This window comes from Corynebacterium sp. HMSC08A12, assembly GCF_001807485.1.
GTDB lineage: Bacteria > Actinomycetota > Actinomycetes > Mycobacteriales > Mycobacteriaceae > Corynebacterium > Corynebacterium evansiae.
Window position 1 is genome coordinate 98,217 of the sequence record NZ_KV789188.1, and the last position, 21,592, is coordinate 119,808.

At 64.8% G+C, this 21,592-nt stretch carries 17 protein-coding genes; 7 read left to right on the forward strand and 10 right to left on the reverse strand.

All coding sequences use genetic code 11. The features are described 5' to 3' along the window. The first annotated feature begins 1 nt into the window (after window position 1). Together HMPREF3166_RS07855 and HMPREF3166_RS07860 are read left to right on the forward strand one after the other, a co-directional pair. Window positions 2–583 carry a nitroreductase family protein gene (locus tag HMPREF3166_RS07855; RefSeq protein WP_049050551.1) on the forward strand — a complete coding sequence of 194 codons (582 nt, stop codon included), beginning with the start codon at window positions 2–4 and terminating at the stop codon, window positions 581–583. 203 nt (window positions 584–786) lie between these two features. Further along, complete coding sequence (locus HMPREF3166_RS07860; RefSeq protein ID WP_035003266.1) at window positions 787–1,758, forward strand: hypothetical protein; 972 nt, start codon at window positions 787–789, stop codon at window positions 1,756–1,758. Here the strand turns inward: HMPREF3166_RS07860 and HMPREF3166_RS07865 are convergent. The 7 genes from HMPREF3166_RS07865 to HMPREF3166_RS07895 form a co-directional block, all read right to left on the reverse strand. Continuing rightward, on the reverse strand, window positions 1,732–2,919 hold the full coding sequence (locus tag HMPREF3166_RS07865) for an N-acetylmuramoyl-L-alanine amidase (protein ID WP_035003397.1): 1,188 nt from the start codon (window positions 2,917–2,919) through the stop codon (window positions 1,732–1,734). The two genes, HMPREF3166_RS07860 and HMPREF3166_RS07865, sit on opposite strands and share 27 nt — an antisense overlap. Before the next feature lie 175 nt (window positions 2,920–3,094). Then, window positions 3,095–3,418 carry a thioredoxin gene (trxA, locus tag HMPREF3166_RS07870; RefSeq protein ID WP_035003263.1) on the reverse strand — a complete coding sequence of 108 codons (324 nt, stop codon included), beginning with the start codon at window positions 3,416–3,418 and terminating at the stop codon, window positions 3,095–3,097. A gap of 196 nt (window positions 3,419–3,614) precedes the next feature. Continuing rightward, window positions 3,615–4,649, reverse strand: a complete 1,035-nt coding sequence (gene trxB, locus HMPREF3166_RS07875; RefSeq protein WP_049050553.1) for a thioredoxin-disulfide reductase — start codon at window positions 4,647–4,649, stop codon at window positions 3,615–3,617. A gap of 38 nt (window positions 4,650–4,687) precedes the next feature. Beyond that, window positions 4,688–5,305, reverse strand: a complete 618-nt coding sequence (locus tag HMPREF3166_RS07880; protein WP_049050554.1) for an RNA polymerase sigma factor — start codon at window positions 5,303–5,305, stop codon at window positions 4,688–4,690. Between the two features lie 198 nt (window positions 5,306–5,503). Beyond that, window positions 5,504–9,385: a murein biosynthesis integral membrane protein MurJ gene (locus HMPREF3166_RS07885; protein WP_246816968.1), complete on the reverse strand. Its 3,882-nt coding sequence runs from the start codon at window positions 9,383–9,385 to the stop codon at window positions 5,504–5,506. A 53-nt stretch (window positions 9,386–9,438) separates the two neighbouring features. Further along, the gene (locus HMPREF3166_RS07890) at window positions 9,439–12,249 is read right to left on the reverse strand and encodes a hypothetical protein (RefSeq protein WP_070488567.1); all 2,811 of its coding nucleotides are present in this window, start codon (window positions 12,247–12,249) and stop codon (window positions 9,439–9,441) included. 101 nt (window positions 12,250–12,350) lie between these two features. Beyond that, a complete protein-coding gene (locus tag HMPREF3166_RS07895) occupies window positions 12,351–13,166 on the reverse strand; it encodes an NUDIX hydrolase (RefSeq protein WP_070488569.1) in 816 nt (271 codons plus the stop codon). Window positions 13,167–13,717: 551 nt separating this feature from the next. On the opposite strand from HMPREF3166_RS07895, the gene HMPREF3166_RS07900 reads away from it, so the two are divergent. The 5 genes from HMPREF3166_RS07900 to HMPREF3166_RS07920 are packed head-to-tail and all read left to right on the forward strand — an operon-like array spanning window position 13,718 to window position 17,808. Beyond that, window positions 13,718–15,214, forward strand: a complete 1,497-nt coding sequence (locus HMPREF3166_RS07900; protein ID WP_239316835.1) for a CCA tRNA nucleotidyltransferase — start codon at window positions 13,718–13,720, stop codon at window positions 15,212–15,214. Then, the gene (locus HMPREF3166_RS07905; RefSeq protein ID WP_070488571.1) at window positions 15,211–16,053 is read left to right on the forward strand and encodes a hypothetical protein; all 843 of its coding nucleotides are present in this window, start codon (window positions 15,211–15,213) and stop codon (window positions 16,051–16,053) included. Before HMPREF3166_RS07900 ends, HMPREF3166_RS07905 begins: the two co-directional genes overlap by 4 nt. Beyond that, complete coding sequence (locus tag HMPREF3166_RS07910; RefSeq protein WP_035003245.1) at window positions 16,054–16,806, forward strand: AzlC family ABC transporter permease; 753 nt, start codon at window positions 16,054–16,056, stop codon at window positions 16,804–16,806. Continuing rightward, on the forward strand, window positions 16,807–17,199 hold the full coding sequence (locus tag HMPREF3166_RS07915; protein WP_070488572.1) for a branched-chain amino acid transporter permease: 393 nt from the start codon (window positions 16,807–16,809) through the stop codon (window positions 17,197–17,199). 48 nt (window positions 17,200–17,247) lie between these two features. Next, complete coding sequence (locus tag HMPREF3166_RS07920) at window positions 17,248–17,808, forward strand: NUDIX hydrolase (protein ID WP_070488574.1); 561 nt, start codon at window positions 17,248–17,250, stop codon at window positions 17,806–17,808. A gap of 21 nt (window positions 17,809–17,829) precedes the next feature. Here the strand turns inward: HMPREF3166_RS07920 and HMPREF3166_RS07925 are convergent, their stop codons facing one another. From HMPREF3166_RS07925 to HMPREF3166_RS07935, 3 genes are all read right to left on the reverse strand, one after another. Beyond that, window positions 17,830–18,843, reverse strand: coding sequence for a bile acid:sodium symporter family protein (locus tag HMPREF3166_RS07925; protein WP_070488576.1), 1,014 nt, complete (start codon window positions 18,841–18,843; stop codon window positions 17,830–17,832). 132 nt (window positions 18,844–18,975) lie between these two features. Continuing rightward, the gene (locus tag HMPREF3166_RS07930; RefSeq protein ID WP_371327269.1) at window positions 18,976–20,457 is read right to left on the reverse strand and encodes an MFS transporter; all 1,482 of its coding nucleotides are present in this window, start codon (window positions 20,455–20,457) and stop codon (window positions 18,976–18,978) included. A gap of 100 nt (window positions 20,458–20,557) precedes the next feature. Beyond that, on the reverse strand, window positions 20,558–21,592 hold the full coding sequence (locus HMPREF3166_RS07935) for a nucleoside hydrolase (protein ID WP_070488578.1): 1,035 nt from the start codon (window positions 21,590–21,592) through the stop codon (window positions 20,558–20,560).

Consider the following 21,592-nt stretch of genomic DNA (forward strand, 5'->3'; position numbering starts at 1 on the left):
TATGTCCTTGACCGTTACCGAAGCCATTTCAACCCGCCGGGCAACGCGCCAGTACACCGACCAGGCGATTCCAACGGAAGTTTTGGATCGGGTAGTTGAGAATGCTCTTGAAGCCCCTAGCGCGTTCAACGCGCAGATGCGTGACCTGGTAGTAGTCCAGGATCAGGCCGTTAAGCAGGCGATTTTTGATGCTTCGGGACAGCAGCAGTTCCTGGATGCTCCGGTCGTCTTCGTTGTGGTCGGCCGCTCCGAGGTGGTGCCTGACGACGCTGAAGAGGTTCTGGGAGCAGAGCTTACGGAGAAGGTTCGTGGCTTCAATGGCTCCGCGTCCCCGGAGAAGCTGCGCGAAATTGGTATCAGGGATGCCATGCTCGTTGCTGGATTTTTGCTTCTTGCAGCCCAGGAACAGGGTCTTGCCACCTCCCCCACCACCGGTTGGAACGAAGAGGGCGTCAAGAAGGCAATTGGCCTCGAGGGGCGCGATGATCGTTCGATCGCACTCGTAGTGGCAGCCGGCTACCCCAATGAGGAGCCCACTCACCCGGGTCGTGCGGTGAACCGCCGAGTGGATAACCACTATTAAACGCAGAATCCTCCACTCTGAACCCCGATGTTTCACGTGAAACATCGGGGTTTTGTGTAGCAAGAAACTAGCGATTTCGCCACGGGAACGATTGGTGCCCTATAGGATCTTCGTAGAAACCAACCGCACGCAGCCGATTGTGCATTCCAGACTCGCTACTTTCAGGGACTCTTGGATGTCTTCAATGAACAGAAAGGAGCGCTGTGGAAGTACACATTAAAGCCATCACTCCTCAGTGTTCCGAAGATCTCGAGCCCAGTGCTGCGGCATCGACATTCTGGGCGCTCCCCCCGGGCTACGAGAATCAGAGTAGTTCGTCCAAAGACCCGGTATTTGATAAGCAGGTATGGCTGCAGAACGTCCTCCTGGAATGGGGAATCTGCGGATACACGGCATTCGTCGGCACCGGAGATGCAGGCACCCGACCGGTCCCTGCTGCGACGGTTTTCTTTGCTCCCGCGCGCTATATGCTAGGCATTGCGAACCTGCCAACTGCACCGATTTCCCCTGATGCAATCCTTCTGAGCACGGTGCACGTGGCTGTGCCGTACATGGGTCTATACCTAGAGCATCAACTCATCGATACCGTGCTTACCGAGGCGCACCGTCGCGGGGTGAAGGCCGTGGAGGCTTTCGCTCGAGTTGAGGACTTTGACGAGGAACTTGCTAGGCAGCTTAGTGAGGCTTCGTGGCCGACGGCGCAGGAAGAGCCGGAGGAGCCTAAGTGGTCACCAGAGGAACAAAATCGCAGGTACAGTGCCCTTGAATCCCTGAATTATGTGCCCGAATCCTATCGGGGTTGGAAGACGGCCGCGGAAACCCACGGGATAGACGAGGACATTCTGGATAGTGCCCCGATGCTCTCCGAGGACATCCTTGAGGCGGAGGGTTTCAAGGTGGTCAAGCATCACCGACACTTCCCGCGCTATCGCTTTGAGATCAGCGGGTCGCATAGCCTTTTTGGGGACTTCGCTGAGGAGGATCACGCACAGGTCAACGGACCGGAGAAGCTCTCCACGGTTATCGGTGGCAACCGGACGCCAAAAGCATCTGGGGTGCTCGGAAGCCTTGAAACTCCGGAAACGTTCGGGACTACTGGACAGCGCGAGACGAGCAACCGGGTCTCCGCGCCTAGTCCGGTGCAGAATCTACTTGTTCGGAAGCTCTTCCTGTAGCAGCTCCACAAAGCTAAAGGTGCCAGTAGCGTGGACATCCTTATCCAGCAGGTATAGGCGCTTAACGGCCACAACGATGGCCTCGGCGATGGTATCGCGCATCGCAGGATCAGTGAGGATCTCAACATCCTTAGGGCTGGTCAGGTAACCGGGCACGACCTGCACCGTCGGCATGCTGGTTAGGCGCAGAATGTCCCACGTCTGACCGTGGTTAAAGCAGTTCTGAAGCGGAGTGCGGGCCACAATCTCGCGCTGAATAAAGCCAGAGAGCTTCTCGCCCACCATCGATGAGTAGCCCGTCAGCGAGCCGAAGTAGAACGTAGCCGCGCCGTTGGCCTTCTCATTCGGATAAATATCGGCGCGCAGGCTAATCATGACGTCTGCGCCGAAAGCATTCGCGATATTGGCACGATCCTGGTTAGTGGGATTGGCAGACCGGGGGCGCGAAAGAATCGTCTCCATCCCCGCTGCGATCATACGGCCTTCTACCCTGCCGGCGAGGTCCCAGAGGATCTCCTCCTCCGAAATCTGTCCGAAGGGGCCGTCAACGATGTATCCCTTGTCCGAGCCACCCAGGCCCGGGTCGATCACCACACGCTTGCCGGTCAGCTGCGGTCCGGCAGAGCGAATCTGCTCCTTCTCACGGATGGACTGAGGCGAGCCGCCGGTGATCCTCCGCCCCAGGTAAGACAGTGCGCGCAGGGTGTCTGGGCCGACAACCCCGTCGTTATTCAGCCCGTAGTTCAGCTGGTAGTTCACCACGGCGGAGTGGGTACGCGGACCGAAGTGGCCATCCACACGGCTGGTGTAAAAGCCTAGGTCGTGCAGCTGAGTCTGCAGCTGCGCCACGTCGTCGCCGACGAACTGGTTGCCCTGCAGCGAGAGCACACGCGCCCCCAGGGTGTAGGAGGCCTCACGTAGCGCACGCAATGTGCCGGGAGTGATGGTGCCGTCGGCAATGATGCCACGCTGCTGCTGAAACGCCTTCAGCGCCTCCGCCAGGGCCTCGTCGAAAACTTCTTCCTCGCTGGTCCAGCGCTGCGACTTACTGCCGGTCGTGTCGCCTTCATACCCTTCCAGCAGACCGAGGCGCGCCAAGGTGCCGCGGACCTCAGCGACGCGCGGGCTGCGGTCGCCGACCTGGAGAAGCAAACGATCCACTGGGTTCAACACTCCAATTCTTCAAACTTTCGCGGCACTAAAGCCACTGTATCCACTGTGAGACAAATCACATTTAAGATCTTTCGCCGACAGTGGCGAGTCATAGATGCAATTCTAGGGACAAATCCGCCGATCTGCTTTACTTGCAGGTCAGGCGTGTTTTATCAGCTGTTTTCTAAAGCTGCGCTTCAATCGCAGATCGCAGCGTGTCCCGATCCTGAGCGCCGGTGAATTCCGCGACCTTCTCCCCGTCCTTGAAAATCATTAGGGCGGGGATGGACATGACCTGGAACATAGCGCCCAGCATGCGCTCCTCATCGACGTTCACCTTGGCAATCTTCGCCTTGCCATCGAACTCCGCCGCCAGTTCGTCGAGAATGGGCGTCATAGCTAGGCAAGGGCGGCACCATTCGGCCCAGAAGTCGACTAGAACAGGCTGGGTAGCCTCGACGACCTCGGACTTGAAGCTGGACTGGGTGACGTTCACGATGTCGGACATAGTGGCGACAAACCTCCTGGTTGGGAGCGCTTTTCTTTAGGTTGGAGGTTACCCTTCAACGTGTAAATATCCTATGTCCGACCGGCCATAGTTACCTAACGGTGACCGAACTTGTCCGATCCGTTACAGGGCCGGTGGTCCGTTACAAGGCCGGCGCCCCGCCACAGGCCGGCGCCCTGCCGCAGCCAGTGTGCTTCTACAGGGTGGCGAGGTAGGCCTCGGCGTCCAGGGCGGCGCGGCAGCCGGAGCCGGCTGCGGTGATGGCCTGCTGGTAGTGGGAATCCACCAGGTCGCCGGCTGCGAATACGCCCGGCAGGCTAGTGCGGGTGGAGGGCTCCTCGACCTTCACGTACCCGTTCTCCTGCAGCTCCACCTGGCCCTCGAAGACGGTGGTGCGCGGGTCGTGGCCGATGGCTACGAACATGGCATCCATCGCAACGTCCTTCTGCTCGCCGGTCTGGGTATCCTCCACCACCAGCGTCTCCACGGACTTGTCGCCCTTGACCTCCACGACCTTCGCGTTGGTCAGGAACTTGATCTTCGGGTTGTTACGGGCGCGCTCCTCCATGATCTTGGAGGCGCGGAACTCGTCACGGCGGTGAATGATGGTGACGTTCTCGCCGAACTTCGTCAGGAAGTCGGCCTCCTCCATGGCGGAATCGCCACCGCCCACCACGGCGATCTGCTTGTCCTTGAAGAAGAAGCCATCGCACGTCGCACAGGCGGATACGCCGCGGCCCAGCATCTCCTGCTCGCCGGGAACGTGCAGGTAGCGCGGAGCAGCACCGGTAGCCAGGATCACCGTACGGGCCTGGTACTCCTCGCCATAGGCCCACACCTTCTTGATCTCGCCGGTCAGGTCGACCTTCTCCACGTCCTCTTGGCGCAGGTCAGCGCCGAAACGCTCGGCCTGGGCGCGCATCTCTTCCATCAGGTCCGGGCCCATAATGCCCTTCTGAAAGCCCGGGAAGTTCTCCACCTCGGTGGTCTGCATCAGCAGGCCGCCGTACTCCACGCCCTCGAAAACCACCGGGTTCAGCTCAGCGCGTGCTGCGTACACGGCGGCGGTGTAGCCGGCCGGGCCGGAGCCGATGATGATGACGTCGTGAACCTTGCCTGCCTCCGCGTTCGCAGCGCCGTCTGCACTGGTGGCGCTGGCATTATCCGCGTCCGCGGCACCCTTCGAATCATTGTTGAGAATACCGCTGGCCTGCAGGAATGGCTGGTTCATATCTATCCTTTGAGGTCGAAGATGTTGTTCACCTCAGTTTAACCGGCCACGGCCATTCCGTATTCCTCTGCCCCGCCGAGGTGCTCGTACATCATCCTTTTTGCTCGGTTCTTCCGCGATTTCACGGTGCCCACGGGAATCCCCAGTTGCTCCGCGGTTGTCGCCTCGCTCAGCCCTCTAATCTCCGTCAGCACCATCACGTCACGCATCTCGGGCGAAAGTTGCCGCAGGCTGCGGTGCACATCCAACCGGGCGACCGTCGCTTCCTCTCGCATCCCCCGCGCGGGCAGGGTTCGCGTACGCTCGTTGAAATCCTCGCGACCCGGCTGTGCTTCGCGGCTGTAGCGCTGCATGTATGACAGCGCCGCGTTGCGCATAATCGTCGCCATCCAGGTGCTCACGCTGGCGGAGCGCTCCCCGTTGAAGCGCGCGGCGAATCGGTGCACGCGCAGCAGTCCCTCCTGGTAAACGTCCATTTGGTGAGCCTCGGGCACGTTGACTCGCCGCACCGCCCACCACAGCGTGCGTTGGTGGCGGTCGATCAGCTCGCGGAACGCGCCGGGTTGCCCCTCGTTGTGGCCGCGCAGCAGCTCGTGGTCGCTTTGTTGCGCTGGCCGTGTGTTGCTCTTTGTTCTTTGTGACGCCCCCAGCATCATCTTCCCCCTAGTGTGTCTTCGGGAGCCGTGCCGCCCCCGTGCCCAACACTTTATTCTTCGGCGGGCAGATTGTGGGTTCGAAGTTCCTGGCCTGTGGATAACTGGGAACGGCGCCTGCCTCATTGTGAACTTCACAGTTGAGGCAGGCGCCGTGATGCGCTATGGGAGCGCGGGCGTTCTGAGCGTCTGTCCGACCAGCTATCCGACGGGTTGTACGGGGCGTGCGGGGCGGGAGCCCTCTTCCGTGTTGGCTTCGTCAGCGTCCGGGTCGTCGGCATCTTCGTCACTGGTCTGCTCTAGCCAGTTTCCGACGGCGGTAACCTCCGCCAGCGTGGCGGATCGCGGCAGCGGCAGGCCGGTGATCCAGATCAGCAGGCGGTTGCCCTTGGCGGCGCTGACCTTATCGGTATCGTATTTGCCCTTCTCACTACCCTTCTGGCTTCCCGCGGCGTCCTCGTTCTCGCCGTCGCTGTTGCCTTCACCCGGCGCGGCGGAGGAACCCTCGCGGCCGGCACCCCAGCCGGAGTCGCCAGTTGTATCTGCGTGGTCCGCACCCATGCCGGCCAGATCCACGGTCACGTCATCGGCGTCCGCATGCACGGTCTTCAGCAGCGTCGTCTGGTCCAGGGAGGTCAGCTTGCCGTTGGTGTCAGCCTGCGCCAAGCGCAGCTCCAGGGTGGTTCCCTGGGTCAGGCCGCGCAGCTGAACCTGCGACAGGGCGGTGCCCTCTGGCAGCGTCATCAAGAGACCAATTCCGGGCTTCGTGGTGCCAGGCTCGCCGCCCAGCTGCACGGATGCAGGGTTGGACTGCCAGAACGTCTCCGGGTCGCCATCGGTGATCAGGCGCGCCAGATCCGGGCGGTCCAGCGGCCAGCTCACGTCGGCGGGCAGCCACTCGAGCGGGCGGCTCAGAGGAACCTCCGCTGGGTCCCCCCCACGGACTGCCTGCGCACCCTGGCGCAGCGAGTCGGTGGACAGCGGCGAATCCTTCCGGTCGCCGCCGACCACACTGACCACCGCCGCAACCAGCGCGGCGATAACCAGCACGGAGGCGAACGCGATGGCGGCAGCGGCTGCCATGCCTACCGGGCGGTTGCCGCGGGCACCGAAGCCGGACTGTGCACTCGGGTCCGGAGTTGAATCCTCCTTGATGGCCAGCCCGCCAGCCTGTAGCTCTCGCAGATCCTTCGCTACCTTGCGCAGGTCCTCCGGACCCACCTTCTCGCCGTCGAGTTCGTAGATCTTCTTGTAGGTGCGGGTGAGGTTCTCCGGCACTTCCTCGTAGGGAACGTGCTCCAGCAGCAGGCGCAGCGCCACGGCCACGCCGTGTGCATCCTGCGCCGTGTCATCGTTCGGCAGCACACCCGGGAAGGCCAGCACGGCCGCGCCATCGGTGCCGATGCGCACGCGGTCGCGGTGATCCAAGCCCAGCGAGGTGCCGCTGTCCTCGGCCTGCGCGGCAGCGTCGGCCAGGGAGGACACGGCGAAGGCAGCCGCCAGCGGCTCCGGCTGGCTCTCCGCCACGGTGGTCAGCGGGGAACCCTGCACCCAGCGGGACACGATGACCACCAGGTTGCCGTAGTCGATCACGCGGTTGACCTGCGCCATACCCGGCACGTCGAATTGCTTTAGCTTCGCGGAGAGGCGCAGCATCTCGTCCTTCGCACGCGCCACCTCCACGCCGTTGACGGGCACGGATACTCCAGGGTCGACCTGTGAGCGGGCATAAGCCACCGGATCCATGATGGTCAGAGCCACGATGTCGCCGGTAGCCAGCTCGCGGCCTTGCCAGAAGCGGGCGGCAGACCAACCGCCGTGGTCGGCAAGCAGGCGGTAGCGGCCCTCCAGCAGTGGAGCGCCCGGAACCAGGCGCGGACCGCGCACCCGGCCCGCCGCCAGTGGCGGCAGCGCCACGCCGGCCATCATGTGGTCCAGAGCAATGGCCTCCCGGGCGGCCAGCTCCTGGGCCGACAGGCGACGGGGCTGGTCCTCTTCGATGGGTTGCTCGTCGCTGGGAAGTGGGCGTCGAGAAGGAAGAACCCGCGACATACCCGGGATGCGCGACAGGGCGCCCACCAGGGTTTGGATCTCCGGCAGCGGGGCACGCACCAGGATCAGCCCGGTAACGCCCAGGAACAGCACGCCGGCGATGAGCAGGCGGATGATGAACCAGGGGTTGGCGAGCGTCGGGAATGCGAAGTGCGTCAGCAGCACGTCCACCCGCCAGGCGACGAGCGCGCCGATCAGCGAGGAACCCAGCGCCCACAGCACGGTCTTCGTCACCTTGCGGAACTGCAGGTCCCCCAGCGAGCGCCGCAGCAGGCGGTCGCCGATGATCGCGCCGGCCATAAAGCCCAGGCCATTGGCGGCACCCAGCAGCACCACGACCAGGCGCGGCTCGGTGGCGATCTGCGGGGCGATGTAGGCGAAGGTCAGCTTCGTCGCGGTAATGCCCGCGATGATGAAGGTGGGGGTCCAGACCTCCTCGCGGGCGTAGAACACGCGCAGGTGCAGCAGCACCAGGGCGTAGGGGATCAGGGTGAACGCGGAGAAGCTGATGGTCCAGCCCAGCACGTTCGCGTCCTCCAGGGAGAACTCCTTGTAGGCGAACAGCGCGGCGGAGATCAGGGTGCCGAAGCAGGTGAAGAACACGATGATCGGCACCATCGCCAGCATCGTCAGCTTCGAGGCGACGGTCAGGTCGCGCACCACGGCCTTGTCGTCGCCCTCCGCGGCGTTGCGGGATAGGCGGGGCATGACGGCCGTCAGCAACGTCACGCCGATCACGCCATAGGGCATCTGCAGCAGCTGCCACGCCTGCATGTAGATCGTTGGCGCGACCTCCCACGTGTCGGAGGCGATGCGGTTGTTCAGCAGCCAGCCGACCTGGGAGATCGCCACGTACACCACGATGGCGATGGCCATGCCGCCGAAGGACTTCAGGCGCTCGTCGATGCCCCACAGCGGGCGCAGGTTAATGCCGGCCTTGCGCAGGAAGGGCACCATGATCAGCGCCTGCATCACCACGCCCGCGGTGGTGCCCAGGCCCAGCAGCAGCACGTGCGGGTCGGTAATGGTTACGTTGTCCGTGGGCTGCAGCTTCGTATCCCGCGGCAGGAACATGTACAGCCCCAGCACGGCGAGTGTGACCACGTTGTTGGCCACAGGCGCCCACGCGCCGGGTTTGAATACTCCCTTGGTGTTCAGGATCGCCATGAACACGGCAAACATGGCGTAGAACATGATCTGCGGCAGCACCAGGTAGGCGAATGCCGTGGACATGCCGATGTTCACGTGGCCTTCGGAATCCAGGCTCATGCGCACCAGCAGCGGCGCGCACGCCACGGAGACCAGAGTGATCACCAGGGTCAGCGAGAACGTGAGCGTCAAGAGTCTTCGTATGAACGCCTCGCCGCGGTCCGCGTCCTCCTTCTCGGCGCGTACCAGCACGGGCACCACCAGGGAGGTCAGCACGGCACCGAGGACCAGCTCGGTCACCAGGTTCGGCAGCGTGTTGGCCGTGTTGAACGCACTGGCCACCGCTCCACCCAGCGCGGAGGCGATGAACACCGTGCGCAGGAAGCCCGTGATGCGGCTGATTAGGGTGGCGATGGCCATGGAACCGCCGGCGCGGACGATCTGCTCGTCGCTCTGCTTTTGGCTCTGGCCGTCTGTGTTGTCGCCGCTGCCACTGTTGCCAGTGCTGCCACTGCCGCCAGTGTTCGCGCCGTTGCCGGTCGTTTCGTCGGCTGCGGTCGCGGTGGCGCTCGCACTGGCTGCGGTCGCGGTGCCCGCGGTTGCGGTCGTGGCTGCCGCGCCCTGAGCCACGGTCGTGCCGTCGCCGTTGTGGGCACTGTTGCTTTGGCCGCTCTGGCCACCGTTGCTCTGGCTCTGGCCGCTCTGGGAGGTCGGGGCTACCTCTGTAGGGCTTTGTGACGCCCCGTCTCCACCCGTCGGCGCTCCAGCCTTCGCGCGGTCTTTCTTCGGCGCTAGCGCCGGCGGCTGGGTCGCACGGAAACGTCCGCGCTGTCCGGCCGAGGGGCTAGCCGGTTGGTCATCCCTCTCTTGCTCAGAAGTCACTACTCCATCTTTATGCAACAACCGTGCATTCCCTAACGGAGCTCTGGGCGTGTCTAGTTTTGATCGCCTTCCTGCGGTCGCGGGGCAGGCCGAAGAGCAGTGGCCGTTTTGCGCTTAGAGGCGCGCCCACTCCGGCGGTCCCACAGCATCTTGCCGGCCGCGCCGATGCCCAGCAGCAGCCCGGCAATGATGGTCACCCCACGGGAGGACAGCCCCGGCACGGACTGCACGCGCAGCTCCACCGGATCCGAAATGCGGGTTCCGTCCTCCAGATCCCCCTTGCCGTCCTGGCTGTTGGTCGCCAGCCACAAAGATAGGTTGACCTGCTCGGACGTGTCCGCGATGTCGGTAGTTAGCGACCAGGTGATGGAGCCCTTCGCCGGGATCGTCGGCGAGGCCGTGGAATCCACGTGGACGGTGACATCCGTGTCGGCGTCAGAAGAATAACCAACCTTGGCCGTCACCGGCAGGGGCAGTCCATTGCGCGCAACCACCAGCAACGGCGAGGAATCCGACGTGCGGGTAAAGACGTTGCCCGGTGGCAGCAGGCTGATGGAGCGGCGCAGCTGGGAGGTGACCTGCCCCACGCGGGCGAGGTTGGTGCCGAGTTGCTCACGCAGGACGTCCACGTGGCCGCGCTCGCGCTTGCGGTAGGTGGAAAGGCCGCGCAGAAGGTCGGAGAACAGGGGGCTGGTGAAGCCCTCGCGGGTCAGCGCAATGGCGGAATCATTTTGCATAAACAACGTGAGCTCCCGCAGCTTGCGGGCGGCATCCGCCACCGTTCCCAGGTAAGGCGAGGAGTACGCGCCGGGGTCGGTGTAAGGCACCGTGGTGCTGCCGGAGCTCACATCCGCCAGGTCGATGCCGCGGGGCTGCACGGCCTCCGGCAGCGGGGCGGGCGTGGCCGAGTGATTGTCCAGGTGCTGGCTGATGGTTTGCAGGAAGCTGCTGGCCTGGGTCTTGTTCACGGACCACGCGGCGGGCGGTACGGCGAGGGTCGGGCGGCCGGAGTCGAGCTCCAGGTTCAGTACCGCCTGTGCGCTGGCCAGGCGGGCGACAGCGCTATCGTCGGCGAGGTTAAAGCGCAGGTCAGGGTTGGAGTATGCGGCAATCTCCGGGTGCTCGCCAGTGGCCTTGAGCACCGTGCCGAGGTCCGCGGAGTACGTCAGCGCGGTGGCGGTGGTCTGCGCTGCGCCGTTGGCCGGTGCGTCGCCCTGCGCGCCGGCCTCCTCGCCGGCGTTGCCGGTCCGCGTTGCACCTGGGAGGTTCACCAGGCGCTGGTTCCATGCCTCGTCGGTGGGGTTGGGCGCGGCGGCATCTGAGCCGTCCGCGCTGCCCTCGCCGGAGCCTGCGTCGTTTGGATTCGGGTCCGGCGCAGCCGCCGGCTGCTCGATGTTGACCGTATTCTCCGCCACCAGAGCGGTGACGTGCCCGGCCTGCGGTATTGCCGGCTTACCCTGCACGGACTGCTCAAACCGACGCGACTGGTCGGCCTCGATCGGCTCCACACCCTCCGGAGTCTTGCTGATCCCCGCCGCCAGAACCTGCTGTGCCTCCGGGGCGACGTAGCCGGCGTCCGGGATCACCACGTTCTGCGTCGGCACTACGCCCAGGATCCGCTGAATCACCCCGGCGCCCGTGCCCAGCGCGCGCACGCGCAGCCAGTCGGAATCCACCTGCGAAAGCCCATTGATGTCCGCCCCGGCGTACGGCAACGCCACCGAGCAGTTGCTCTGCACGACTTCCCGCAGGTCAGCGATCCATTTCTTCGCATCCGCATTGCCGGGCATGTGCTGGGCGTCCACTTCTTCGCCACCCAGGATCTGGTCCCAGGAGTCGCGTAGCCGCTGCGGTTCCTCCACCGGGTCGGGAGTGCGCTCACCCACGAAGTATCCCTCGGCCAGGCGGTTTACCGTATCCAGCAGCTCCGGGTCGATGGCGATGCACGTCGCCTGCTTCAGCTTGCTCGACTTCGCCTCGCGGTACGCATCCAGCAGCCCCCGCAGCCTGCCGCCCTCACCGACCTCGGCCGCCAGCACGTCCTTCGTCACAAACGCGGGCCGCCGCTTCGGCGCATCGCCCGTCTGCCCCGCCGCCATGTACGTAGGCCCCGCCAGCGGATACACGACCGTCACTGGGGTGCTGGGTTGGTCTTCCTTTCTTGTGGACGCCCCCACGCTCAGCGTGGTTCGCGCCACCGCCAGGTACTGCGTACCTCCCTGCTCCGGGCTCTCCGGGTTCGTGTCTTGGCCGCTCAGGCTAAACAACAGGGGATAAGCGCCGGGTTCCTCAAAAGCATGAGGCGGAAGGTTCAGCGGTTGGGGCGAGGGGGCGTCACGAGAAGAATCGATGGAAGCACCGGCCGCAGGAACGGTGACCGTGACCTCGCGCGTCTCGCCGGGGCTGAGCGTGCCGTCGAGCTGCAGAGGCTGGCTGCTGAGGGAGTATTCGCCCTGGTTGGCAAGCTGCGCGACGCGCACCTCCGCGGCAGTGGCGGCCGAGCGATAGAACAAGGTGAGCGAAAGATTGTTCAGCGCGTGGGAGCGGTCGTTGCGGATGCGGAGGGTGTAAGTCTGGCCAGCGGCGGCGTGGACGCTTGAGCTGGTGCCAATACCGATGATCTCCAAGTCCACGTCCTGCTGCGGATCCGTCGCGCGGGCCAGCGGGTTGGCCCAGGTGGAATCTTCGCGAACCGCGGGGTCGGTGGGATCCGGGGCCTGCCCTTGGGCTGAGTCTTGAGTGGTGGAGGCCGAGGGGGCGTCATTAATAGGGTCAGCAACCGCCGGGGCCACAGGCAGGGCAAACAGGCCACAGAGCGCGACAGAAACACCAAACGCCGTGCAGGCGTGGGGGAATCTAGACATTGCGCTCACCTTTGTGCACGATTACACGCTTACGTAAGTAATTAGTAGTTGTTAGTCGCTATTAGTTCTAACAGCAACGGCTGGCAATCCGTTAGCGCTCCTTAGCGTGGCGTGGCACGGCCAGCTTCGGCCTCGGCGCGGGCGAGGTCGGCGAGGTTATCGAAGGCTTGGCGGGCAAGGCGCCGCTCATCGGCATAGGCCAGGTGCTCGATCAGGCGGTTCACGGGCAGCCAGCGGACTTCGGTGACCTCCGGGTCCTCGTCGTTCAGGTCCCCATCGACATAGCGAAGCAGGTGGTGGTGGACGGTTTTATGGATGCGGATGCCCTCGGAGACGAACCAGTAGTCGATGGTGCCGAGGTCGGCGATGACCTCCCCGGCCACGCCCGTTTCCTCCCACACCTCGCGTTCGGCGGTGGCGTGCTGGGATTCGTTTGGCTCGATGTGCCCCTTCGGCATGGACCACAGCAGCCTGCCGCGGCGATCCAGGCGGCCGATAAGGGCCACATAGATTGCGGAGAAGTCGACCTCGCCATTAGGCTGCACGGCTTCCGCCAGGCCGGAAAGGACGAGGCCGCCCGCGGAGGTCTCCACGGAGGTCGGCAGGCTGGAGTGCTCGTCGAAAGAACGCGGACGCGAGTTGCTGCGGTTGCGCTGGCGGTTGCGGTTGTTGGAGCTGGTGCCCTTCCTGCGGTGCGGCTGGTTCCGGTGGCTCTTGCGCTTGCCCTGGTTGGAGCTGTTCTGGGAGTTCTGGCCGCTGCCTTGCTGGCTGCGCTGGCTGTTGCCCTGCTGGCCGGAACGGCCGCCTTGCTGCTGGGCGTTTTGGCCGCTCTGGCCGTTGCCAGAGCGGTGCCTTCTTCTTGAACGGCGGCGCCGGCGGCGGGGCGTGCCGTTTCCGGTGCTGTCGTTTCCACTCATTCTGATAACGATAGCCGGTTATCTGTGCAATGTGGAACTGAATGGAAGCGAGTGGAGGCGAAATTGTAACTGAATTTGTAACTAGTTGCGGGTGGTGCGCGGGCTGGGCACGTGGGATGGGCTGCGGGCGGTGCGTAGGCGGTGTGCGGGTATTGGTGGTGCGCGTGTGCAGGCTTCTGGGGGTTCCGGCAGGGCCGTAAGCCGGTGAATGTCGTTAGAACGGGAATACGTTATTGAAAGCGAGCGTCGATTATGTAAAGTGCCTGGTCAGAGGATTGCGGATTTTCTGGGCGTCAGCTTTTGCTCGGCGTATTCCCGTTCTAACGACATTTGCCGCCCATCTAGGGAGATTTTGAGGGGGACTTGGCGCCTGTGCGCGGGGTTGGGGAGGATCTGAGGGGGACTTGGCGCCTGTGCGGGAGGTTGGGGAGGATCTGAGGGGGCCGCTGGCCCGTCCGAGGGGGCTAGTAGAATCTGGCAACGTGACGAAACCCGCCCACTCCCCCGCAAACTCGGATCCTGCGCCGGAAAAGCCGCGCACCATTGAAGGCATGCTGCAGGAGGCCTTTACCTCCCTGCGCGCGCTTGACCGCGACCTTTTGCCACTCACCCAGGCATTCCACGACGCTGGCCACAGCCTCTACCTCGTCGGCGGGTCGGTGCGGGATGCCCTGTTGGGGCGCCTCTCCCACGACCTGGACTTCACCACCGACGCCCGGCCGCAGGCCATCGTCGACATTGTCACGCCCCTGGCGGAGACAGTGTGGGACACGGGCATTGAATACGGCACCGTATCGGCGCTGGTCAAGGGTCAGATCCTGGAGATCACTACCTTTCGCGCCGACCAATACGACGGCCAGTCCCGCAACCCCGAAGTCTCCTTCGGTGACAGCCTCGACGGAGACCTCATCCGCCGTGACTTCCGTGCCAATGCCATCGCACTGGAGCTCTCCCCCGACGGAAACCACCAGCTCCGCGACCCCCTAAATGGCCTCGAAGACCTCCAGGCCGGAGTGTTAGACACCCCGGATAGCCCAGAGATCAGCTTCAACGACGACCCGCTGCGCATGCTCCGCGCGTGCCGATTCGTCTCGCAGCTGGAGTTCGGCGTCACAAAGAGAGTCAAGGAAGCAATGACGGCGATGAGCGAGCAGATCAGCCGCATCACCGTCGAGCGCGTGGCCGTCGAACTGAACAAGCTGATGCTTGGCGCGGCGCCGTGGGTGGGCCTGGACCTGATGGTCGAGACCGGGCTGGCCGACCACGTGCTGCCGGAACTGCCAGCTTTGAAGCTCACGCAGGACGAGCACCGCCAGCACAAGGACGTGTACTGGCACTCGCTGAAGGTGCTGCGCAACGCCGTGAACCTAGAGGCAGAGCGCGGGCTGGAGCCCTCGCTGGAACTGCGCATGGCCGCGCTGCTGCATGACATCGGAAAGCCCGATACCAGGGCTTTTACCGAATCTGGCGCGGTGACCTTCCACCAGCACGAAGTCGTCGGAGCGCGCATCACTCGCCGCCGCCTGCGCAAACTGAAGTACTCCAAGCAGCACGTCCAAGACATCGGTCAGCTGGTATTTCTGCACATGCGCTTCCACGGTTACGCGGACACGCAGGGCAAGGGGCAGAACCAGGATGCTCGCCGCGGTGCAGGGGAAAAGGACAACAACGAATCCACCTGGACCGACTCCGCCGTGCGCCGTTATGTCAACGACGCCGGCGAGCTGCTGCCACTGCTGCACCTGCTGGTGCGCGCCGATTGCACCACCCGCAACCAGCGAAAAGCCCAGAGGCTGCAGCGCACCTACGATAATTTGGAAAAGCGTATCGAGCAGCTGCAGGAGCAGGAGGACCTCGCCGCTGTCCGCCCCGACCTGGACGGCAACGAGATCATGCAGATCCTGGACCTCAAGCCCGGCCCCGATGTGGGCAAGGCCTGGGCGTACTTGAAGGAGCTGCGGCTGGATCGCGGGCCGATGGAGCGTGAGGACGCCATCGCCGCGCTGAAACAATGGTGGGGCGAACAGAAAGGTGGGTCGCAAAAGTGAGCGCTGACCAGCAGCCGAATGGCACAGAGAACCAGTTCAACGTGCGGCCCGGTGACGTGATCTTCCAGGCGCCCGCCGTGGTTGTGGATCCGGAAGGCTACCTGGACACCGCCGACATCGAGCCCGCACACCTGGAGGCGTTCGTGGATGCCTTCGGCACTTCCCCCGGTGTGCTCGCCGTGCCGGGGCTGCCCGGCGCGGACGCGCTACTCGTGCTGGAAGTTCAGGACGACCCGGATGCCGGCGGTGCCACCATCGTGGCTGTCCGCTTGGGCCTCATGAGCAGCGAAGCCGTTGCCAATCACCTGCCCTCTCTAGCGGAGAAGCTCACCAAGCCGAAGGTCTTCTTCATCGGCGGCGACAACGAACCCGTCGTGCTTGCCGTCGGCCTGTTGGACGCTGACCGTTTGGAGCTGGACGCTGCGGGCGCCTCTGCGGCGAGCAGCAATGGTGAAGCGGCGAGCGGCAGCCCTGAAGCCCCCGCCCCCAGCAGCCCTGAAGCCAACGCGGCCCCTGCCGCCCGCTTCGGCGCGCGCGGGCAGTTCATGCTGATCAGCACCGCCGAAGAGGCACCCAGCGTGGACGAGCAGGTAGCGCAGGTTGTCGGCCACGTGGATCCCTCCATGCTGCGCGGCCTGCGGCTCTTCCACAGCTACGTCCTCCTCAACGACGCCGACGTGCGCGGCTGGCTGGATTCCGGGATTGCCGGCCTCCAGGACGCAACCGCAGAAGATGTGTTCACGGACCGACCGGCGGAGACGTGGCGTCAGATTATGAAGAACAGCCCCTTCCCCAAGAACCTGTTCGCAACCTGGGCGAGCCACCCGGAGCGCAACTAAATGGCCGCGAGCAGCACCCACCGCGACAGGAACGCTGACTGGCGCGCCGGGATCGCCGACGCCTGGCCCGTGGCCTTGGGCATGGTGCCGCTGGGCCTGGCCTTTGGCCTGCTGATCACCCAGGTCGGCTTCGCCTGGTGGTGGGCGCCGATTTTCTCCTTCGTCATCTACGCGGGCTCCATGGAGTTCCTGGCGGTGTCGCTGGTCACGGGTGGCGTGGGTCCGCTGAGCGCGGCGCTGTACGGGTTCCTGGTGAACTTCCGCCACGCCTTCTACGCCCTGAACTACCCCATCGCCCAGGTGCGCGGCTGGCTGGCCAGGGCTTATGGCATCTATGCGCTGACAGATGAGACGTATGCGATCCTCGCCGCCCGGCGCGACGCGAAGTGGTCGACTGCCCGCGTGATGGCGGTGCAGATTCTGCTGCAGATCGGCTGGGTCGGCGGTGGTGTGCTCGGCGCGCTGTTCGGCAGCGCCCTGCCCTTCGAGATCCAGGGCATGGAGTTTGCGCTGATCGCCCTGTTCACGGTGCTGGCGATCGAGGCTTTCGTGAGCTTCAAGGACCTCTCCCTGCCGATCGTGGCGGCGCTATGCGGGCTGGTCGGCCTGCTGATCTCGCCGGACAACATGCTGATGATCGGCATGAGCCTGTACTTTGTGAGCCTCATCGTGCGTTTCCTGTGCCCGCCGCTGGACCGCGCGCTGCGGCTGAAGGTCGGCGCGGATAACGCTGCCTCCCGGGAGGTGGAGTAGATGCCCACCACCACTGCCGCGCTTGCTGCGCCCGCCGTACACCTACAGGCCGCCGCGGGTCTCCCCGCGGGCGTGGAGCTCGGCCCCACCCTCGCGATTCTCGGCTCGATATTCATGGTTACGCTCGCCCTGCGCGGCCTGCCTTTCGCCGCGCTGCGCTTCTTCCGCGAATCCGACCTGGTCGCCTGGCTGGGCCTGGCCATGCCCGTTGGCGTGATGACCCTCCTGGTCGTCTACACCGTCTCCGGCCAGGCCGACGCGCCGGGTGGCTTCGCGGCGGTCGCCATCGCCCTGACCTTCACCGTCGCCCTGCACCTCTGGCGCCGCTCGGCCACGTTGTCGATCTTGCTGGGCACGGTGCTGTATCTGGTGCTGGTGAACCTTATTTTTTGACGCCCCCTCCCCCGCCGCACCTAGCCCCAGCACCGTAGAATAGCGCCCATGCCGACCCCTGATTTCATCGTTGAACTGCGCAAGAAAATCGGCCACGACGAGCTGTGGCTGCCCGGCGTGACGGCCATTGTCATCCGAGACGTCCCAGAGGACGCACCCATCTGGGCCGTGCCGGAGGTGCTGTTGGTGAAGCGCGCCGACGACGGTCAGTGGACCCCCGTGACGGGGATCGTGGACCCGCGGGAGCAGCCGCACCTGGCGGCCATCCGCGAGGTGCGAGAGGAAACTGGCCTGCACGTGCAGGTGGATGCGCTGCTGGGCGTGGGCCAGGTCGGCCCCGTGGAATACCCGAATGGGGATGTGACCAGCTACGTGGACACCACCGTTCGCTGCACCGTGATTCCCGACCCCGAGACCGGCGAGTTCAATGACGAGCCGGTGATCGGCGACGACGAGTCCACGCAGGTGGGCTGGTATTCGATCTCCCAGATGCCGCCGATGCAGCCGCGCTTCCGCCTGGTGATTGCCGACGCGGTGGCGCAGATGAAGCACCCGGCGGGCTTCCGCCCGCGCATGGGCTACGTGAAGCGGCTGCAGAAGCCGGAATAGGCGCAGTAGGCGCCCGCGCGGCTACCAGGTGTGCGCGCCCGTAGTCTTCCCGCCCTCGGGGAAGCGCGCGGCATAGGTGCTGGCACGCAAGGAGCAGATCACCAGCTGCACCTGGTGGAAGATCATCAGCGGCAGGATCATCATGCCCAGGCTCGCCCCGCCGAACATCACCGCCGCCATCGGTAGCCCCGAGGCCAGGGACTTCTTGGTGCCAGCGAACTGGATGGCCACCTGGTCGGCGTAGTTGAATCCCAGTTTCCGCGAGGTCACGCTCGTCACGCCCAGCATCAGATGCACCAGCGCGATGGAGCCCAGCACCAGGCCCAGAATCGTCAGCCAGTTGACGGAACCCCACACGCCGGAGACGATGCCCTCCGAGAAGCTGACGTACACCACCAGGCCGATGGAGATCTGGTCCACCTTTTTCGTCGCCTTGGAGGCCGCGAACTTGAACACCCACCTGCGCAGCAGCTGGCCGATGGCAAACGGCAGCAGTAGCTGGACTCCGATGTCGAGGAACGTGGTGGCGTCAATATGAAAGCCTTCCGAAGAAGACATCAGCAGCAGCACCAGCAACGGTGTGAAAAGAACTCCCAGCAGGCTAGAGACGCTGGCCGCGACGATCGAGGCGGCGACGTGGCCGCGCGCGATGCTGGTGAAGGCGACGGAGGATTGCACCGTCGATGGCACGAGGGTGCAGAAGAGAATGCCCAGGTAAAGCTCGTTTCCGACGACCGCCTTCAGCGGCATCATCGCCACGCCGATCAGCGGGAAGACCACGAAGGTAAACGCCATGATCAGCAGGTGCAGCCGCCAGTGCATCAGGCCCTTCAGGGCCTCCTGCGGCGACAGGCGCGCGCCGTAGAGGAAAAACAGGAACGCGATGGCGACCTTCGTGATGGTGTTGGCGACATCCGCCGCCTCGCCGCGCACGGGCACAATGATCGCCGCGACGACCGCGATGACGATCAGGACGATGAGGAAGTCCGGCCGGTAGTTAATGATGCGGTGCCATAGCGACTGTTTTTCTACCATGGGTCTTTATCTTATTGACGCCCTCGCCTCCGCGAACCTTGACCGTCCACAACGGGCCAGGCGCGGGTGGGGTGGGCGCCTGCGGGGGCCGGGGCGCAGAGTGGTGCGTGGACCCGCGCGCGGCGCCGGGGGTTAGACGATGGCGCGGTCGAGCTCCGCGACGGTCTGCTTCGGGATCAGCGCCGCCACGGCCGCGGCGATGCCGAGGATCACCGCGGCGACGATGAACGCGGTGATATAACCCGCGGCAGAATCCGAGCCCTGCGGGGAGCCCGCGACCTGGAAGACCGGCAGCACGGCGAAGGACACGCCCGCGCCCAGGTTGAAGGCTGCGGAGTTCATGCCGGGCAGGAAGCCCTCGTTATCCTTCGGGGAGTTCATCACGCCCAGGTTGTTGATGACGATGTTGCCGATACCCGCGTAGGTGACACCCAGCAGGATCACTGTGATGATCAGCACCGGCAGCGAGTGCACGCCGACGAACGCCAGAGCCAGCATGAGGGCCGCACTGGCGAGGTTGGCGATGATGATCAGCCGTCCGTAGCCGACCCTCGGTGCCCAGCGTCCAGCGAAGGGGCCGACGGCCCAGCCGATGAGGGCGTAGGGGGTCAGCAGCCACAGGGAGGCCTTGTCGGCCTCCAGGCCGAAGCCCGCATCCGGGTTTTGCGCCAGGGAGATAGCCAGGCCGTTGACCGCGGCGAACACGCCGGTCATGGTCAGCACCGTGGTGGCCAGCAGCGCCCAGGTGTGGCGGCGGGCCAGGTACTTCGGGGCGACCAGCGGCTGGTCGTGGCGGTTTTCGTACTTCCAGAAGGCCAGGAAGACGACCGCGCCGACGATGAACATGGCGATGACGTACAGCCAGTTCGCTGCCCCGGCCTTGCCTGCCTCGTTGACGCCCAACGTGATGGACAGCACCGATACCACCAGCAGAGCAGCGCCCGCCCAGTCCATCTTCACGTTGTCCGACGGCTTGGATTCCGGTGCGCCGAAGGCAACGACCAGGGTGGCGATGATGCCAATGATGGCGATGAGCCAGAAGACGGAGCGGAAGCCCCACTGCTCGGCCATCCAGCCGGCCAGGATCACGTCGATGCCAGCGACGCCGCCGTTGATGGCGGCGAGCAGACCCATGAGGGTGCCCAGGCGGACCTCCTCCTTGACCTGGCTGCGCAGGATGATCAGGGTCATGGGGATCGTCGGCCCGGCGATGCCCTGCATGGCGCGGGCGACCATCAGCACGCCAATGTTCGGCGCCAGCGCGGCAATGAGACCGCCGAGGGACATCACGCCCAGCATGATGACGAGGATCTTCCGGCGGCCGACAATGTCGGACAGTCGCGGCAGGAACAGACCGCACATGGCTCCACCGGTGAAGAAGGCGGTCTGGGTAAGACCCGTGGCAGCCTCGTCGGTGTTCAGCTCGCGAGCCATGGTCGCCAACACCGGCGAGAGCATGGAGGCGTTCAGCTGAAACGCGACGGCCGCGGTGATCAGCACCGTCATCAACAGGCCGATGCCGCCGGGGCGGGAGTCGACCGGATCCGGCGAGGTTGCCGCAGCTGCGGCAGGGGCCGACGATGCGGCCGCGGGGTTCGGGTTGTTGGAGTTCATGGGCGGCTCCGATTCAACGTCAATTGAAAACCAATTGGGGTTCTAATAGTTGCAGCTAGAACTTTAAGCGATGAATGCGCGCCTGACTAGAACCGCCTAACTAGAATCCCGTACTCCCGATGCGCTGTAGTGCGTCGACCAGCAGGTTCCAGAAGCGCTCCGCGTCGACATCCACGGCCACGCGGGTGCGCAGGTTAGCGCCCGCTGCGGTGGCGGAGGCGGGGGCGTCAATATCAGAATCATCCGCCGTGCCCAGCGCCGTCGGGTCCTGCCCGCCATCCTGGCTACCCCAGGTGCGCCGCAAGTCCACGACCGTCGCCCCGCGCGTCAGCTCGCCCTTGGTCTCCACGTCGATCGGCGCCAGGATTGTGCGCACGACCTGCGGGTCTGCCACGGCCGCGACGGCCAGCGGGTCGTGCATCGGCGGGCCGGGGTAGTGCCGCTCCTTCATGTACGCGCCGCCGAAGAACTCCACCAGCTCCGCGATGAACTTCGCCACGTCCGTGTCGACCTCCGCCAGCTGAGCCATCCGCTGCGGCGTGGCCAGCACCTTGTGCGTGACATCCAACCCGACCATCGTCACCGGCCAGCCCGCGCCGAACACGATCTTCGCGGCCTCCGGGTCGGCCAGGATGTTGAACTCGGCGCTCGGGGTCATGTTGCCAGCGTGGTGCGCACCACCCATCAGGGTGACGCCACCTACGCGCTCCACCAGCTCGGGATACATGCGGGCGAACAGGGCGATGTTGGTCAGCGCCCCCGTGGGGACGAGGGTGACGGTCCCCGGCTCGTTGTCGCGGATAATGTCCGCGATGAGGTTCACCGCGTGGCGGGGATCCAGCTCGGCCCCGGCGGCGGGCAGCTGCGGGCCGTCCAGGCCGCTATCCCCGTGGATTTCCTCCGGAATGATCTGCGGCGCCACCAGCGGGCGATCCGCCCCGGCAGCGAAGGGAATGCCAGTGATGTTGCCGACGCGCGCCAGTGCCAGGGCGTTCTTGGTGACCTTCTCCAGCGTCTGGTTGCCCGCCACCGTCGTGACCGCCAGCAGATCCAGGTTCGGGTTTCCCCAGGCCAGGAGCATGGCGATTGCGTCGTCGTGCCCCGGATCGCAGTCCAGGATGATCTTCTGAGTCAT

What these genes read in the sequence shown, in the direction of transcription:
- HMPREF3166_RS07935 (WP_070488578.1), bottom strand. Translation starts at nt 21,592, where the DNA reads ATGACTCAGAAGATCATCCTGGACTGCGATCCGGGGCACGACGACGCA.
- HMPREF3166_RS07880 (WP_049050554.1), bottom strand. Translation starts at nt 5,305, where the DNA reads ATGATGCTGGGGGCGTCACAAAGAACAAAGAGCAACACACGGCCAGCG.
- HMPREF3166_RS07895 (WP_070488569.1), bottom strand. Translation starts at nt 13,166, where the DNA reads ATGAGTGGAAACGACAGCACCGGAAACGGCACGCCCCGCCGCCGGCGC.
- trxA (WP_035003263.1), bottom strand. Translation starts at nt 3,418, where the DNA reads ATGTCCGACATCGTGAACGTCACCCAGTCCAGCTTCAAGTCCGAGGTC.
- HMPREF3166_RS07930 (WP_371327269.1), bottom strand. Translation starts at nt 20,457, where the DNA reads ATGAACTCCAACAACCCGAACCCCGCGGCCGCATCGTCGGCCCCTGCC.
- HMPREF3166_RS07910 (WP_035003245.1), top strand. Translation starts at nt 16,054, where the DNA reads ATGGCCGCGAGCAGCACCCACCGCGACAGGAACGCTGACTGGCGCGCC.
- HMPREF3166_RS07920 (WP_070488574.1), top strand. Translation starts at nt 17,248, where the DNA reads ATGCCGACCCCTGATTTCATCGTTGAACTGCGCAAGAAAATCGGCCAC.
- trxB (WP_049050553.1), bottom strand. Translation starts at nt 4,649, where the DNA reads ATGAACCAGCCATTCCTGCAGGCCAGCGGTATTCTCAACAATGATTCG.
- HMPREF3166_RS07925 (WP_070488576.1), bottom strand. Translation starts at nt 18,843, where the DNA reads ATGGTAGAAAAACAGTCGCTATGGCACCGCATCATTAACTACCGGCCG.
- HMPREF3166_RS07900 (WP_239316835.1), top strand. Translation starts at nt 13,718, where the DNA reads ATGCTGCAGGAGGCCTTTACCTCCCTGCGCGCGCTTGACCGCGACCTT.
- HMPREF3166_RS07915 (WP_070488572.1), top strand. Translation starts at nt 16,807, where the DNA reads ATGCCCACCACCACTGCCGCGCTTGCTGCGCCCGCCGTACACCTACAG.
- HMPREF3166_RS07855 (WP_049050551.1), top strand. Translation starts at nt 2, where the DNA reads ATGTCCTTGACCGTTACCGAAGCCATTTCAACCCGCCGGGCAACGCGC.
- HMPREF3166_RS07890 (WP_070488567.1), bottom strand. Translation starts at nt 12,249, where the DNA reads ATGTCTAGATTCCCCCACGCCTGCACGGCGTTTGGTGTTTCTGTCGCG.